Origin of the sequence: Microbulbifer agarilyticus (genome assembly GCF_019800665.1) — a bacterium.
Classification (GTDB): Bacteria; Pseudomonadota; Gammaproteobacteria; order Pseudomonadales; family Cellvibrionaceae; genus Microbulbifer; species Microbulbifer agarilyticus_C.
In genome coordinates, this window is record NZ_JAHVKO010000002.1 from 273,427 (window position 1) to 287,860 (window position 14,434).

The following is a 14,434-nucleotide window of genomic DNA, read 5'->3' on the forward strand; positions in this document are numbered from 1 at the left end:
CTGGCGAAAGTGCGCTCTTACCGTAAGTACCACGCTTGCATTCCCTATGTTTGATCTGTACCTTATCAGATAAACAGTCAATGTGTACTGTTTTTTAACGCATTTGAATCAGAAGGAAAGATTCGCTGTATAGAACACCGGCACAGATCGCCCATGACGGTAAAGTCGCATATGTCACGAATTGCAGTTTGCAATGAAAATATGACGAGCTGTTTCGATCTAACCCAGCTCTAACAGCAACAGCCTATTTCGGCGAAATAACTGTAGATTGGTCAAATAAGCAGGAGAGAAAATCCCATGAGTGATAGCCATGTAAAAAACTATGATGACGTGACTATGTATGGGCTTACCAACGATAGAGAAGAGGCACTCCTACGTAAGCAAAACGAATTAACGTTTATCTGGACCAATAAAGCCGGACATGGCATGGGCGTAACCATGAGCTATATCTGGCGCAATGGCCGTATCTGGTGTACTGCTACCGCCCAACGCGCACGTATGAAAGCCCTGGCCAGAGATAATCGTTGCAGTGTTGTCATTTCAAGTGCCGGTACAGACATCGACGTCAGCCAGTCCATTACCTTTAAGGGCCACGCGATACTGCATACTGACCAGGAGACGAAGGACTGGTTCTACCCTGACTTTGCCCGGCACACCAATAACCCGGCTCCAACACCCGATTTGTTTGTACAGTTTCTGGATACACCAGAGCGCATCATTATTGAAGTCGTTCCCGAGAAAACCATTTCATTTGATGGTGGCTCCATGCGAGACAAAACCTCCGATGCGATCAATAGCGAAGCATTACAACCAGAACAATAGAATCATCACGAATTACTCTGTCCCGCCCGCCTAACGGGCGGTACCTACTCGCAGGCCTGCCTGAGGATGCTCACATGAAGCATCCTCCTTTTTTGTCCCCTCCCCTTGCCCACCACGCTTGATCCAGATCAAGAACCAGACCAAAACAAACCGTCACGCTTGTTTTTATTTGCATTCCCCTGCTAATATCATGAGACACGTTGAAACACAGAATTAGACGCTTTCTTGTACCGCATCATGCTTGGACAATAACGAGGAAAAGCACATGACTGAGGCAACCCTAGAAGATCCACAATCTTTGGCTGAGATGCCGTTGTTTGACTCCGAGACACTCAAGTGCCCATATCACTTTGACAAAACCCTGCGTGAGAAGGCGCCGGTCTACCAGGACCCGTCTTCCGGTATCTACATCGTCTCAACCTATGAACTCGTACGTGAGGCACACAAAAAGCCTGACGTATTTACCAATGATTTTGCCCTTGCCCAAGGTGCGGACAAAGCAATAGATGAGGATGTTGCGGCGGCAATGGCCAATACATATGACCTCGGCAAAGGGACTCTACTTACGATTGACGATCCACAGCATAAGATCTACCGCGATGAGCTCAGAGATTTCTTCCTGGCCAAGAACTTGGCCAAATACCGACCATGGATAAGTGAATTCACCGATCAACTCATCCGTGATCTACCAACAGGACAGCCGTTTAACTTCATTGAGAAGTTCACCCGTCCACTGCCGCTTTCCGTCATTATGCATGTGCTTGGCATGCCTCTCGAAATGCGAGATCTCGCGTTCAAATGGACGGTGGATAACGTTACTGTATTCTCTCAGTTGGGCGACAAAGAAACCCTGCTTAACGCTCATGCTGGCCTAAAAGACGAATATGATTGGTTCGTAGAGGCACTTGACGAACGCAGAAAGAACCCGCAGGACGATTTGTTGACACGCATAGCCCACGCAACCTACGAGGGCCGTCCTCTTACGATCGAAGAGCAGCTATCCCACTGCACCCAGTTCATGGTTGCCGGTAATGAAACGACCACGGCGACCCTCGCAGAAGGCATGCGTCAGCTGTGTATGCATCCCGAACAGCAAAAGATGGTGCGTGATGATCCATCACTCATCCCAGCACTCGTGGAGGAATCGCTGCGGATTGCATCTCCCACTTCCAATATGTGGCGAGTCTGTAAGGCGGATTACACCCTTGGCGATGTCACGATCCCTGCTGGCAGCATGGTGTTACTAAAATACTTCTCGTCGAATCATGACGAGAAAATGTTTGCGAACCCACAGCAATTCGACTTGACCAGAAAGAACGTTAATCGTCATATAGCTTTTGGTTTCGGTTCACATGTCTGTATCGGCCAACATCTCTCCAAGCTTGAAATGATCATCGCTTGGGAAAAACTCCTGGAAAATAGCAGTAATTTCCGTCTTGCTTGTCCGGCGGACAAACTCGAGTATATGCCTCACCTTCTTCTCCGAGGCTTGGAAGAAATTCCAGTTATCATCGAGCCGTAACCCAGACAGAGGGAATTACGCGGGGTTCATATTCATTTACCGTATTGCAACAAAAAACAGGCGCTAATCGCGCCTGCTTTTTTTGCTTATCCAAAATGGTGAACGTGAAGGGGTATTCCCGAATATTCAGGACGATGCCCCTGGAATGGTTCCTTCATGTGATGATTTCGCAATACTATCCCCATCAAACTTGATCGTCTTCTCGGGAATCAACTCGATAATCACACGTAATGGGGTATCCAGGTGCGCAATCGCCGCCTCTTCAGTAGGTGCGGGATAAGGCGAGATGATCTTCGCCATCGCGGGATAGAACCAATCCTTGGTGGCCTGATCTTCGTGAATCTTCACCCGTCCCTTATAAGTCACGGTTTTACCCGGTCCCATATCAGTGCCCATACTCGATATCACAACGGATGCGCGCGGGTCCCTGCGCAGAGCCTTGACCCGCGGTCTCTGGCTGGTTGCGGTAACCCAGATGGAGCCATTCTTGGCGATGTAATTCATAATCACACCAAGACCATGCCCCTCTTTATTCGTCCAGATGAAGTTGCACTCGATCTGCTTGTTTAGCAGTTCGTTCTCTCGTTCCTGGGACAAACCATATATCGTTACGTCTTCATAACCCTGCATATCGTTAGACATGATGGATCTCCGTTATAGATTATTGGAGTTATTTTCAACCACGGGCACAATAAATCTCTCTTGAAATCAATTGTGATCATAAACGGGGCAAATGCCCCATTTGCTGACCGCCCGATAGGTCCAACAACTGCCCATTTACAAAACCGGAACGCGCTTCGTCCGCCAGATATAGCGCTGCCTCGGCAATATCGTCGACAGTACCCATACGCCCAGCTGGCGTATCAGCCACAAAGGCATCAATCAATGGCCCTACACCAAAGAAGGGGGCAGTCATATCAGTCTCGATCAAACCGGCGGCGATAGAATTAAAGCGAACTTTCTTCTCAGCATATTCCACCGCAGCAACTTTAAGCGCGTAATCGATGCCTGATCTTGCACCTGCATACACAGCCATCTCGGGCCCGGGAATCCTCGCCGTGAGCGACGAAATCGTCACCACTGAACCGCTATGGGACATTGATTTGGCGGCCCACTTGAAAAACAGTAATGCGCCGACAAAGCTAATTTCCAGGGTTGGCCGAATCTGATCCGCGGTCAGATCATCTATCAGGCCAGCGGCGTGAATTCCAGCAGAGTTTACCGCGATGTCGACGTTTCCGTATTCCTTCAACGCACTGTCAAACAGGCCCTGAATCTGATCTTCATCAGTGATATCGCAAGCCACTGCCAGACCGCCGATCTCTTTCGCAAGCGCCTCCAGCGGTTCCTTGCGCCTTGCCGCAACAACAACGTTCGCGCCCTCGGCGGCGAGACGGCGTGCAATCGCTGATCCAAAATTCTGCGCACCTGAAGCGCCAATTACCACCGCCGTTTTACTGGTCAAGGTTCCCATTACTGTCTTCCTTTTCAAAATGATTGTTCAGCCAAGAAAAAGATCGGCTATCTCTTTACGCAGAATATCTTTTTTGACTTTTCCACTGGCCGTTCTCGGTAAGTCTTCAACAAACTCTACATGCTCGGGAATTTTCTGTTTTGCCAACGCGGCTTTGTCTGCAAATTCTGCGATTATTGGTAGGTTAAGCTTGTGGTCATGCGAGACAGGAATCACGAAGGCGCAGACGCCTTCACCCAGGCGGTAGTGTGGCATCGCAACAACGGCGGCCTCTCTAATCTGAGGGTGATCATGCAGTACATCCTCGATCTCTTTTGCACTCAGATTCTCGCCGCCGCGGATTATGATGTCCTTCTTGCGGTCGGTAATCAAAATGGCGTTGTCCGCGGTGCGCATGCCGATGTCACCAGTGTAAAAATACCCTTCTTCATCATGGGCTTGCCGATTTTGTTCCGGGTCTGCATAGCCAAGCATCATGCCAGCACCACGGGCCGTAATCTCACCATCAACGCCTACCGGAACCTCATGCCCCTTATCATCGACAATCTTTACGTCATATCCATAAATCATGCCGTCTGTTTCAGCCGCCAGGTTCTGCTCACCGTCCCGTACAAAACCCTGGGTAATGACCGGAGCTTCGGTACTGCCATACACGCGAAATGCACGGCAATTATCCAGTTCTTGGTAGCAGCGATGGATGATCTGTGGCGGCACGGCGGCACCGCCACAGGCGAATAGCCGCATAGTCGGTAAACCCGTGCCATGGCGTTTTGCCGCCGCCAGGAGCTCCACCAAGAACGGCGTCGCACCCACACTGGCTGAGGCGCCAACCCGCTGAATGTATTCGACGGCTGCATCCGCATCCCAGCGGGCCATCAATGCCGACTTCACAGGAGAAATAAACGGCAAGACCATGCCAGATCCATAGCCGGTAATGTGTGTGACGGGCGAGGGCATCAGCATGATGTCACCTTCTCTGAGGCCCCAGCAATCGACGGAGTTCTGGATAATGCGCGCCAGTGTATTATGGCTGTGCAGTACCGCTTTTGGTGTACCGGTGGTTCCCGATGTGTACAAAATCGTTTTAATCGAATTCGGGTCTATATCGGGCAGGCTATCGATATCTGCAGGGGTGTTCTCCAACAGGTCTTCGAACCGAAGCGTATCCTTATGACTTTCCTGCGCACGTGCCGTTACCACATACTTGAGGTCTGGGAGCTCTGATCGCAATGAAGCTATCATCGAAGGAAACTCAAGACTACGAATCTTCTCCGGGATAAAAATGAGCTTTGTCCCGGCGTCTTTGAGGATAAAACGCAGCTCACGATCCCGATATATTGGGATCACAGGATTTACGATTAGCCCCATTGCAGACGCAGCGATATCGAGCACGACTGACTCGCGCCAATTTGGCAACTGGAAGCTAATCACATCGCCCTGCCCCAGACCGAGCTTTCTAAGGCCGGTAATCAGGCGCCTGGCTTGCAATGCGACGGAGCCATAGGTTATCGGCGCTTCGTCTTCCAGATAGATCGCTACATCGTCAGGAGTGGAGGCAGCTTTCTCCCAGGCACCATCAGAAATTGAGGTATTTGCCCAGTACTTTTCGTCGCGCTGAATACGCGCTTCTGTCAGGGGGTTAATCATCATTATTGTCCCTCGCTGAATTAGTCTTTCCAAATTTAACTACGGCGTCCCTGCCTAAAGCTCCGATAGCAAATGGCCACCATCCACGGTGATCGATGAACCTGTCATGAGAGAGCCGGCTTCCGATGCTAGTAGTAGCAATGGCCCGTTAAGTTCATCAAGTTCTCCGGTACGACGCATCGGAATACGCTTAACCAACGCCTGTCCGTCTTCCGTCTTCAACCATTCACTAATCAATGGTGTGCTGAAGTAGCCAGGGCAGATGGCATTTACACGAATGTTGTGCTCAGCTAGCTCCAACGCGGCCGCCTTGGTAAACTGAACTACTGCGGCCTTGGCGGAGGCGTAACTACTGAGCATTTTTTGCAGACGATTTGCCGTGATTGACGCGATGTTCACGATGCTACCGCCCAAGTCAGCTGCAACCAGACGAGTGGCCGCTTCCCTTGAGACAAAAGCAACGCCATTGAGATTGGTATTCAATACATCGTTCCAATCCCTATCAGTAGCTTTGAGCAGCAACTGCGCTATTGAAATTCCCGCGTTGTTGATGACCACTGTGACCGTGCCGAACTGCTGTTCAACCTGATCAAATGCAGCGCGTATACTCGCCGAATCAGTCACATCCATAGTGACAGCCATCGCCTCGCCACCGCGGTCAACAATTGCATCACGCGCAGATTCCAACAAGTCAGTTCGACGAGCCGCTAGGGCGACTTTCGCACCAGCATCCGCCAACACCTGTGCGAAGTGCAGGCCAAAGCCACTCGACGCGCCGGTAACCAGGGCAACCTTTCCTTCGAGAGAAAAGGGTTCCAGTAATTTATTCATAGGTTTGTCCCCTTATTGCTCGCGCGGCTATTTGGCCTGTAGATACTTGTCCAGCGTTTGGTGGAAGTGCCTGATTCGCACCTCCTGGTAATTACCCAAAGTCACTGCACCTTTTTTTGATGCCTTCAATCCTTTCTGTACTTGCGGAAGGTTCGCACCATCTTGATTAAACACATTGGCAAATCCCGCACCCATCACCTCTGCCGCTTCACTAAACGGCTGATCGATACCAAGACGGAATGTCGGCGCATCCGGAGGTGAATCGGTTCCTTGCGGATAGCGAGTCAACAGGAAAATTTCCATGATACAGCTGTCGACATCGTCACCATTCGGTCGATGGCGATAAGTAATAACGGTGCCGTTTCCAGCCCATGGCGCAAAGTTCGGGAATAGCAGGTAGAGCGTCGAGTCCATCAGCTCTGACATGGTAGTGCGACCAGCAAAGTCCTCTCCGGCCTGCTCGTTTGCTACCGGAAGGTTGAGTGCCGCGTACATCTCGCGCGCAGTCTGTCCCGGTGCGAGTTGTGGGCGGTCGGGTACGCCGATCAGCTCCATCATTGCGTCCAGCGACTGCTGCTCGGTGAATTGCTCTGCATGACTGGGGTTGGCTACACCATACGCACTGATGGTTCTGCTGACATGGTCTCCCCAGATGTCGTACTGGGAATTATCAATACCCTGGAATGGCATCAGTTGCGGATGTGTTGCGATCGCATGGTAGGATTCGATAAACGCTTCAAGCGCAACTTTCCAATTACAGGCAATCACCTTTTCGATATGCAGTGAAACAAAACGCTGTTCGTGCCTCCACTGATCCATATGGTTAGGAAGGACTTCCATATACTCCTTAAGCGATGGAGCATCTTCGTCCATATTGATAAACACCCATCCACCCCAGGTGTCGACCTTCACCTCATGGAGCTTGCTATTCTCCTTGGTGACATGTGGGAAATCCCACTGACAGGGTGCCCCAAGAAACTCACCTTCGAGATCCCAGGACCAGCCATGGTAGGGGCAACGAAGATTGTCGCTATTTCCAGCGCCACGCTTCAGCACCCTACCGCGATGCAGGCAGGAGTTGTGGAACGCTTTTAGTGCACCAGACTCAGTACGTGTCAGCAGAATGGAGTCATTAACAATGTCGTAGACAAAATAGTCCCCAGGTTTGCGCAAACGGTTCTCCCGACATGCGATCTGCCAGGTCTTGCGCCAGACTTTCTCCACTTCGAGATCAAAGAAGTCTTTAGAGGTATAGCGTTCGACAGCAAGATCTTCCGATCCCAAGTAGGTCTCGGTACTTTCCAATAGTGCATCCGGCACATTAACCGTTTCACGCTTCAGTAAGTCCTGGAAGGACTCGGAAGGACTGCGGGCAATAATATCTTCTGGGCTCAGTTCCACTTGTTCTGACATGGCTATGCCTCTTCTTCTTGTTGTTGCTACCTAGCGTTGCAAAATCGTTACTGCACTAATACCCGGGGCCCCGTATACATGTGTGTAACCGACCTTGGGGGTATTGGGAACCTGACGTTCACCCGCCTCTCCGCGGAGCTGTACACAAGTCTCATAGACCTGACGCAAACCAGTTGCACCGATAGGCTCGCCATTCGCCAGGCAGCCACCATCGGTATTGGTGGGGAGCTTTCCTTCGATGCCGGTTTCACCCGCTTGAATCAGTGCCTCTTGCTCGCCGTGTTCACAGAAGCCGTTCTCCGCCATGTGCATCACTTCCGCACCAGATTCGGTATCCTGTAGCTGTAGCACATCAATATCTTGCGGACCCACCCCGGCAGCTTCGAACGCAGCCCGCGATGCATCAACGGTCGGCCCATCCACCTGCTTAAGGGCCTGAGAAGGTGCAAACACTTCAAATGAGCCATAGCGTCGCGACCGCACCGCCGCCGATTTGAGATATATGGGTTTATCGGTGTAACGACGGGCGATATCAGCCCGGCACAGAATGAGTGCAACGCCACCCTCTCCGGGGGCGCAAAACATAAATTTGGTAAGGGGGTGGCTAATCATCGGTGAGTCACTAATAACATCCAGCGGGATCTCTTCGCGACGCCAGGCATTTGGGTTCTTTGCACCATTGGAAAATGCTTTTTGTGCAACCTTTGCCAGGGTATTACTGCTGATCCCATAGGCATCCATATACCGTTGGATTTTCATGGCGAAAAACTGGGTTGTCATCATCAAACCCACTTCGCCATACCATTCCCCGATACCCATTTGTTTCGGGTCCGCGTTGAAGGCACCGCGCTCATGCTTGTCGAACCCAGTCACCATACCGATGTCATATTCGCCAGATTTGATCGCATTGAAAGCAGAGATCAACGCGCTGCCGCCGGTGGCACAACCGTTGGCAACATTGATAAATGGCAAGCCGGTTAAACCAAGTTCATTCACCAACGCATCGGCGCTGCCGGCGCTGGCGCTGCCACCAAAACCAAACTGCATGTCTTTCCATTCGACACCAGCATCCTTCAAGGCCAAACGCGCGGCATACGCCCCCTGCTGCAGGCCACTTAAGCCCGCAGTCCGACCAAACGGGTGTATCCCGATTCCAACAATTGCAACGTCCATCACTTCCCCCTATTCCGGGTATTCCTGAGTCGCTAACGTCATTTCAAGCGCTACCCAGAAATACATTCACCTGACTGATAACGGCCTATTCGCAGCCAAATGGCGGTCATTCAACAGCCTTAAACGCAAAGCTCATAACTGGGTTTCCCGACTCATCGTGTCGGAACGTTTCCACCACGAGCTCCATTTCCATCCCGATCTTGAGTTTCTCGGGGCTATTTTCGAGAAGCCGGCTCTCTACGCAGACCGCGCCAGGTAATTCGATGTAACCGACACCGTAAGGTGTAAACGTCTCGGGAGTTTCGTCAGAAAGATAGGGCTTTTTTGGCATAAATCCCTGAATAGTCCAGGTCCAGAGGGTTCCTCTTCGAGGTAACTCTTCGACTTGGACATCCATACTGCCACACGCAGGACAACTGGGCTTTTGTGGAAACTCAGCGATGTTGCATTGCTGGCAACGACTGCCCAGCAGTGCAGGCTCTTTCGAAGGCCAGGTAAAAAGCCCTTCGGCAATTGGAGTATTCTTGTACATTACCGCCTCCCTAGTGATGAATCGCACGGTCATAGGCATCGAGGACGGCTTCATGCATGGCCTCCGACATGGTCGGATGGGCGAATACCGTTTCCATCAGTTCTTCTTCCGTCGTTTCCATTTTTCGGGCTATGACATAACCCTGTATCAGTTCAGTAACATCAGCGCCGATCATATGGGCACCGACTAGCTCGCCGGTGTCGGCGTCGAATACGGTTTTAACAAAACCTTCCATATCGCCCATGGCCTGGGCCTTTCCAAGATTACCGAGGTCAAATTTTCCGACGCGTACGGAAATCCCCTGCGCTTGTGCCTGAGATTCCGTCAAACCGACACTCGCGATCTGTGGCGAGCTGTATATGCACGAGGGTACGGATAGAGGATCGAGAGGTTCCAGATTGTCTGTGCGCGCAATCTTCTCCACACAGGTAACGGCTTCATGACTCGCCTTGTGCGCCAAAAGCGGCGGTGCTGTCATATCTCCGATGGCATAAATACCTTCGACCGTGGTTTGCGACCACTCATCAACCACGACCTGCCCGTTTTGCATGGCCACGCCTTGCGCTTCCAATCCAAGACCGCGGGTATTTGCGACAATGCCAGCCGCCATAATTACCCGGTCAAACACCGCGTTGTGCGCGTTGCCTGCACCATCTTGCCAGGTTGCGTGCGCGCGTCCGTCTTTAACCTCAACACTCTGAACGCGTGCGCCGAGAGAAAATTGCACACCGCGCCTTTTGAACGAGCGCATCGCTAGGCGGGAAATGTCTTCATCTTCCTGAGGCAAGATTCGATCAGCCACCTCAAGCAGCGTGACGTCGCTGCCAAAAGTGTTATAGAAGCTGGCAAATTCAATGCCGATTGCTCCTGCACCGATGATTAGCAAGGTTTCCGGTACCACTTCAGGCGTCATCGCCTCGCGGGCGGTCCAGATTAGCTCGCTATCCGTTGCCACTCCCGGAATCATCTTGGGACTGGCTCCGGTTGCCAGAATAATATGGGGCGCAGTAATCGTGGCAACAGTAGCGCCATGAGCGCTAACGCTGATAGCATCACACGCCGTCAGACTGGCAAAGCCTTCAAAGACATGGACACCATTCTTATCCATGAGATAGCCAATACCCTGACTAAGACGATCGGCGGTACTGCGACTTCTCTGCACAATTTTTTCGATATCAAAGCCGGGTTCCTTTACCGTCAACCCGTAGTCATCTGCATTTTTCATCTGCTGATAGACTTCGGCACTTTTCAGCAGGCTCTTGGTAGGAATACATCCCCAATTCAAGCAGGTACCACCGAGGTGCTGGCTCTCCACCAGAGCCACCCGCATGCCTAGTTGCGCAGCACGAATTGCGGCTACATACCCACCCGGCCCGGCCCCCACCACAACCAGATCGAATGATTGCTTATCGATTTTTATCTCTGCCACAGTTGCACCCTTAAACCAGCATGGAAGCGGGGTTTTCTAAAAACCCTTTAACCGACTGAAGGAACTTCGCAGCCAACGCGCCATCGATCACACGATGATCGCACGAGAGCGAGACCGTCATCATCGTGGCGGAGGCCAGCTTTCCATCGCGCGCTACGGCTTTTTCTTTACCTGCGCCTACCGCAAGAATTGCCGCCTGAGGTGCATTAATGATTGCGTCGAACTGATCGACACCAAACATCCCCAGGTTGGACACACTGAATGTACCCCCTTGCAACTCATCGATAGCCAGCGCTCCAGAATGTGCGCGATGTGCCAGATCACGCGACTCTTCAGAAATTTGGAGCAGGGACTTGGTGCACGCATTGCGAATCACAGGCGTCACCAACCCACCGTCAAACGCAACAGCGACTGAAATATCAGCACGTTCGAAAGCACGGACGGTGTCACCGGCATACTGAACATTAACTTCAGGCACCCGCTTGAGTGCACTGGCACAGGCCTTGATCACAAAATCATTCACCGAAATGTGATGGCCGAGCTCGCCGTTCATGTACTTTCGCTGTGCCAGTAAGCTGTCAATATCAATCTCGACATTCACACGGTAGTGAGGAATGGTTTGCTTCGCCTCACTCAGTCGCGCCGCGATTACCTTGCGCATCCTGCTGACTTTCTGCACGCTGAAGTCAGATGCTCCGCTTAGTAAACGCGCAGCGTTTTCTACATCATCCTTGGTAACGCGATTCCTGCGCCCGGTCGGTACGATGTCATTCAGGTTGAGGGCCAGCTTTTTCGCAAGCCTGCGAGCCACCGGCGTCGCTGCAATACGGGAATCGTCCAGTGAAGAGACCACTTTCTGTGAAGTCTCGAAAGCCCTTTTGACGGGTGCCGTAACACTGATCCCTGCAGCCTTCTCCACATCCCACTTGGAAACACGGCCGTTTCTTCCGGTAGGATTCACATTGTGTAGATTGATGTTGTGTGCCTTGGCAATTCGCCGCGCCACAGAAGATGCGTTCACGGCTTTGTCATCCGGCCCGTCAGACAGTGCCTTCTCACTCTTTTCGACGACAGGGGGCACCGTGGTTGTCGGCGAAGCTGCATTTTCGGTAGACACAGCTTGTGGAACTTGCGGCTTACTGTCGTCGCCAGAAACTAGCGATGGGACCAGTGCGGCTGCATCCGGCTCAAAGTTCGCAACAAATGCATCGATTTCCGCATCCGTAACTTCCCCCTGTGCAACAACGCCCAATAGCATTGCCACGCGGTGAATTTCACCGGGTTGCGCAACGATACGCACCAGCGTGCCATTACAGGTACTTTCCGCGGTATTGATGATTTTTGATGTTTCGATGTCGACAACTTCATCGCCGACAGCGACCTCATCTCCCACATCAACACGCCACTCGGTAATCTCGCCTTCTTCCATAGACATCCCCCACTTGGGGACTGTCAGGGCCTTTAAATTGCTCATGACGCATACTCCAGCACTTGCCGAACGGCCGCCTCAATGTCAGCTTCCTGTGGAATCCAGGCATCTTCGAGGTTGGGCGCAAACGGAACCGGAGAATGTGCGGCGGTGACTTTCTTGATCGGGGCACGCAAACTGCCAAATGCTTTCTCGGCAACGATGCTGGAAATATCGGAGGCCATCCCGCAACGTGGCGTCATCTCGTCCACAACAACCAGTCGGCCGGTCATTTCCACACTTTCGAGGATCGCTTCCTCATCCAGCGGTGACGTGGTACGTGGGTCAATCACATCACAGGTAATACCTTCCGCCTCGAGCCGATCCGCCACCGCAAGGACTTTGTGCATTGGATTGGAAATTGCCACGATGGTCAGGTCACTACCTTCGCGGTAGTACTTAGCCTCGCCGAAGGGCACGGTGTACATCTCGTCGGGCACTTCGCAGCTGGTGTCGTAGAGGATTTTGTCCTCGACGAAGATTACGCAGTCATCATCCTGAATCGCCTGAAGCATCAAGCCTTTGGCATCATATGCATTGGTAGGGCACACAACCTTCAACCCGGGCACCATGGTCACCATCTGGGTGAGGTTCTGGGAGTGTTGTGCACCGGCTCGCCAGCCTGCACCAGTGGTACAACGAATCACCATTGGGCACTTGGCCTTGCCGCCAAACATATAATGGAATTTGGCAGCCTGGTTATAAATTTGATCGAAGCAGACACCGAAAAAATCCATAAACATCAATTCAGCGACGGGGCGCAAGCCAGTCTGCGCAGCCCCCGCTGCAGCGCCGATAATTGCGGACTCGGTAATCGGGGTATCGATTACCCGTGACTCACCATAAGTGGGCAGCAAACCTTTGGTTACCCCCATCACACCGCCGTAGGCGTCCCGTGATCCATCACACCCCGCGCCGCCTGAAACTTCCTCACCCAGTACAATTACGCTGGAATCTTCGGCCATGGCCTGATGCAATGCTTCGTTGATTGCTTCTCTATATGTTTTAACGGGCATGAGAACTCCAAATTTATTCTTGTGAAGGGACTTTTATCAAAGTGCCTTTTGATTCATTAGTACGCCGAGCTGTAGACATTGGTGAGCAATTCGTCGTCGCCCGGCGCTGGAGCCGCGAGGGCTGCCTCCGTTACTTCGTTGATGTAGCTAGCGATTTCCTCATCAATGGCATCCAGCTCTTTCGCATTGGCCAATTTCTTCTTGACCGCGGCCTTGCGGGCGATTTCGAGACAATCTTCCTCTTTCATCAGGCGCTCAATTTCCCCATCGCCCCGATACGCCTGTGGGTCCCCCTCGAAGTGGCCCTTAAATCGCGGCACACTTGCCTCGATGGTCACCGGGCCCTTACCCTGTCGACAGTGCTCCACGACCTGCTTGCAAAGCTCATAGACGGCAAACAAATCAGTCCCATCTACCTTGTAGGCGGGCATACCAAAGCCCTGAGCGCGACTGGCGATATCTTTTGAGCCGACCGCGTAGCTCGCATGAGTGCCTTCGCCGTATCCGTTATTTTCAAACAGAAAAATGGCCGGCAATTTCAAAACAACTGCGAGGTTCATTGCTTCAAAGGTTGTTCCCTGGTTCGAGGAACCATCACCACCAAACGCAACACCTACCCTATCGGTACCCAGTGTCTTGGCGGACAGCGCCGCGCCGACAATAATGGGGGGGCCTCCGCCAACAATCGCATTTGCACCCAGCATGCCTTTGTCAAAGTCGGCTATGTGCATAGACCCCCCCTTGCCGTCACACAAACCACCCTGCTTGGCCATAATCTCTTTCATCATTCCGCCCACGTCGCCACCCTTGGCAATGCAATGACCATGGCCGCGATGCGTACTGATTACGTAGTCATCATCGTCAAGTAAGAGGCACAGCCCCGCGGCAACAGCTTCCTGGCCGGAATACAGGTGAAGAAACCCGGGGATATTGCCTTTCATAAACTGTTCGCTGATTTTGTCTTCAAAATCGCGAATGGTGCGCATGGTCCGATAGGCCTTCAGGAACTGCTGCTTACTCATCCCTTTTGTGGATGCCTTGGGTTTTGTGATTTCTTGAGTATCTATGGACATTTTCTGCCTCGATTTATTGGTACCGGTAACAACA

General features: G+C 52.0%; 13 protein-coding genes. 2 read left to right on the plus strand and 11 right to left on the minus strand.

Annotated elements, in window-relative coordinates; translation table 11 throughout:
- Window positions 1-297: 297 nt before the first annotated feature.
- Entirely contained in the window at window positions 298-822 is a 525-nt protein-coding gene (locus tag KUV22_RS05540) for a hypothetical protein (RefSeq protein ID WP_077404812.1), read from the plus strand.
- 265 nt (window positions 823-1,087) lie between these two features.
- Window positions 1,088-2,344 (plus strand): cytochrome P450, encoded by a 1,257-nt coding sequence (locus KUV22_RS05545; RefSeq protein ID WP_222229181.1) that lies wholly within the window; start codon window positions 1,088-1,090, stop codon window positions 2,342-2,344.
- A 126-nt stretch (window positions 2,345-2,470) separates the two neighbouring features.
- Here the strand turns inward: KUV22_RS05545 and KUV22_RS05550 are convergent, their stop codons facing one another.
- The 11 genes from KUV22_RS05550 to KUV22_RS05600 all read right to left on the minus strand — a co-directional run bounded on the left by KUV22_RS05550 (window position 2,471) and on the right by KUV22_RS05600 (window position 14,349).
- A complete protein-coding gene (locus tag KUV22_RS05550; protein WP_261319192.1) occupies window positions 2,471-2,986 on the minus strand; it encodes a pyridoxamine 5'-phosphate oxidase family protein in 516 nt (171 codons plus the stop codon).
- A gap of 76 nt (window positions 2,987-3,062) precedes the next feature.
- Window positions 3,063-3,818 (minus strand): SDR family NAD(P)-dependent oxidoreductase, encoded by a 756-nt coding sequence (locus tag KUV22_RS05555; protein ID WP_222229183.1) that lies wholly within the window; start codon window positions 3,816-3,818, stop codon window positions 3,063-3,065.
- Between the two features lie 27 nt (window positions 3,819-3,845).
- The gene (locus KUV22_RS05560; protein WP_222229185.1) at window positions 3,846-5,468 is read right to left on the minus strand and encodes an AMP-binding protein; all 1,623 of its coding nucleotides are present in this window, start codon (window positions 5,466-5,468) and stop codon (window positions 3,846-3,848) included.
- Between the two features lie 51 nt (window positions 5,469-5,519).
- A complete protein-coding gene (locus KUV22_RS05565) occupies window positions 5,520-6,296 on the minus strand; it encodes an SDR family NAD(P)-dependent oxidoreductase (RefSeq protein WP_222229186.1) in 777 nt (258 codons plus the stop codon).
- Window positions 6,297-6,323: 27 nt separating this feature from the next.
- Window positions 6,324-7,709 carry an aromatic ring-hydroxylating oxygenase subunit alpha gene (locus tag KUV22_RS05570; RefSeq protein ID WP_222229187.1) on the minus strand — a complete coding sequence of 462 codons (1,386 nt, stop codon included), beginning with the start codon at window positions 7,707-7,709 and terminating at the stop codon, window positions 6,324-6,326.
- A 30-nt stretch (window positions 7,710-7,739) separates the two neighbouring features.
- Window positions 7,740-8,882, minus strand: coding sequence for a thiolase family protein (locus KUV22_RS05575; RefSeq protein WP_222229188.1), 1,143 nt, complete (start codon window positions 8,880-8,882; stop codon window positions 7,740-7,742).
- A gap of 106 nt (window positions 8,883-8,988) precedes the next feature.
- The gene (locus KUV22_RS05580) at window positions 8,989-9,414 is read right to left on the minus strand and encodes a Zn-ribbon domain-containing OB-fold protein (RefSeq protein WP_222229189.1); all 426 of its coding nucleotides are present in this window, start codon (window positions 9,412-9,414) and stop codon (window positions 8,989-8,991) included.
- A gap of 10 nt (window positions 9,415-9,424) precedes the next feature.
- Window positions 9,425-10,843, minus strand: coding sequence for a dihydrolipoyl dehydrogenase (gene lpdA / locus KUV22_RS05585; RefSeq protein WP_222229190.1), 1,419 nt, complete (start codon window positions 10,841-10,843; stop codon window positions 9,425-9,427).
- A 10-nt stretch (window positions 10,844-10,853) separates the two neighbouring features.
- Entirely contained in the window at window positions 10,854-12,317 is a 1,464-nt protein-coding gene (locus KUV22_RS05590) for a dihydrolipoamide acetyltransferase family protein (protein WP_222229191.1), read from the minus strand.
- Window positions 12,314-13,327, minus strand: a complete 1,014-nt coding sequence (locus tag KUV22_RS05595; protein ID WP_222229192.1) for an alpha-ketoacid dehydrogenase subunit beta — start codon at window positions 13,325-13,327, stop codon at window positions 12,314-12,316. Before KUV22_RS05595 ends, KUV22_RS05590 begins: the two co-directional genes overlap by 4 nt.
- 56 nt (window positions 13,328-13,383) lie before the next feature.
- Window positions 13,384-14,349, minus strand: a complete 966-nt coding sequence (locus tag KUV22_RS05600) for a thiamine pyrophosphate-dependent dehydrogenase E1 component subunit alpha (RefSeq protein WP_222229193.1) — start codon at window positions 14,347-14,349, stop codon at window positions 13,384-13,386.
- Window positions 14,350-14,434: the final 85 nt, after the last annotated feature.

What these genes read in the sequence shown, in the direction of transcription:
- KUV22_RS05540 (WP_077404812.1), top strand. Translation starts at nt 298, where the DNA reads ATGAGTGATAGCCATGTAAAAAACTATGATGACGTGACTATGTATGGG.
- KUV22_RS05545 (WP_222229181.1), top strand. Translation starts at nt 1,088, where the DNA reads ATGACTGAGGCAACCCTAGAAGATCCACAATCTTTGGCTGAGATGCCG.
- KUV22_RS05550 (WP_261319192.1), bottom strand. Translation starts at nt 2,986, where the DNA reads ATGTCTAACGATATGCAGGGTTATGAAGACGTAACGATATATGGTTTG.
- KUV22_RS05555 (WP_222229183.1), bottom strand. Translation starts at nt 3,818, where the DNA reads ATGGGAACCTTGACCAGTAAAACGGCGGTGGTAATTGGCGCTTCAGGT.
- KUV22_RS05560 (WP_222229185.1), bottom strand. Translation starts at nt 5,468, where the DNA reads ATGATGATTAACCCCCTGACAGAAGCGCGTATTCAGCGCGACGAAAAG.
- KUV22_RS05565 (WP_222229186.1), bottom strand. Translation starts at nt 6,296, where the DNA reads ATGAATAAATTACTGGAACCCTTTTCTCTCGAAGGAAAGGTTGCCCTG.
- KUV22_RS05570 (WP_222229187.1), bottom strand. Translation starts at nt 7,709, where the DNA reads ATGTCAGAACAAGTGGAACTGAGCCCAGAAGATATTATTGCCCGCAGT.
- KUV22_RS05575 (WP_222229188.1), bottom strand. Translation starts at nt 8,882, where the DNA reads ATGGACGTTGCAATTGTTGGAATCGGGATACACCCGTTTGGTCGGACT.
- KUV22_RS05580 (WP_222229189.1), bottom strand. Translation starts at nt 9,414, where the DNA reads ATGTACAAGAATACTCCAATTGCCGAAGGGCTTTTTACCTGGCCTTCG.
- KUV22_RS05590 (WP_222229191.1), bottom strand. Translation starts at nt 12,317, where the DNA reads ATGAGCAATTTAAAGGCCCTGACAGTCCCCAAGTGGGGGATGTCTATG.
- KUV22_RS05595 (WP_222229192.1), bottom strand. Translation starts at nt 13,327, where the DNA reads ATGCCCGTTAAAACATATAGAGAAGCAATCAACGAAGCATTGCATCAG.
- KUV22_RS05600 (WP_222229193.1), bottom strand. Translation starts at nt 14,349, where the DNA reads ATGAGTAAGCAGCAGTTCCTGAAGGCCTATCGGACCATGCGCACCATT.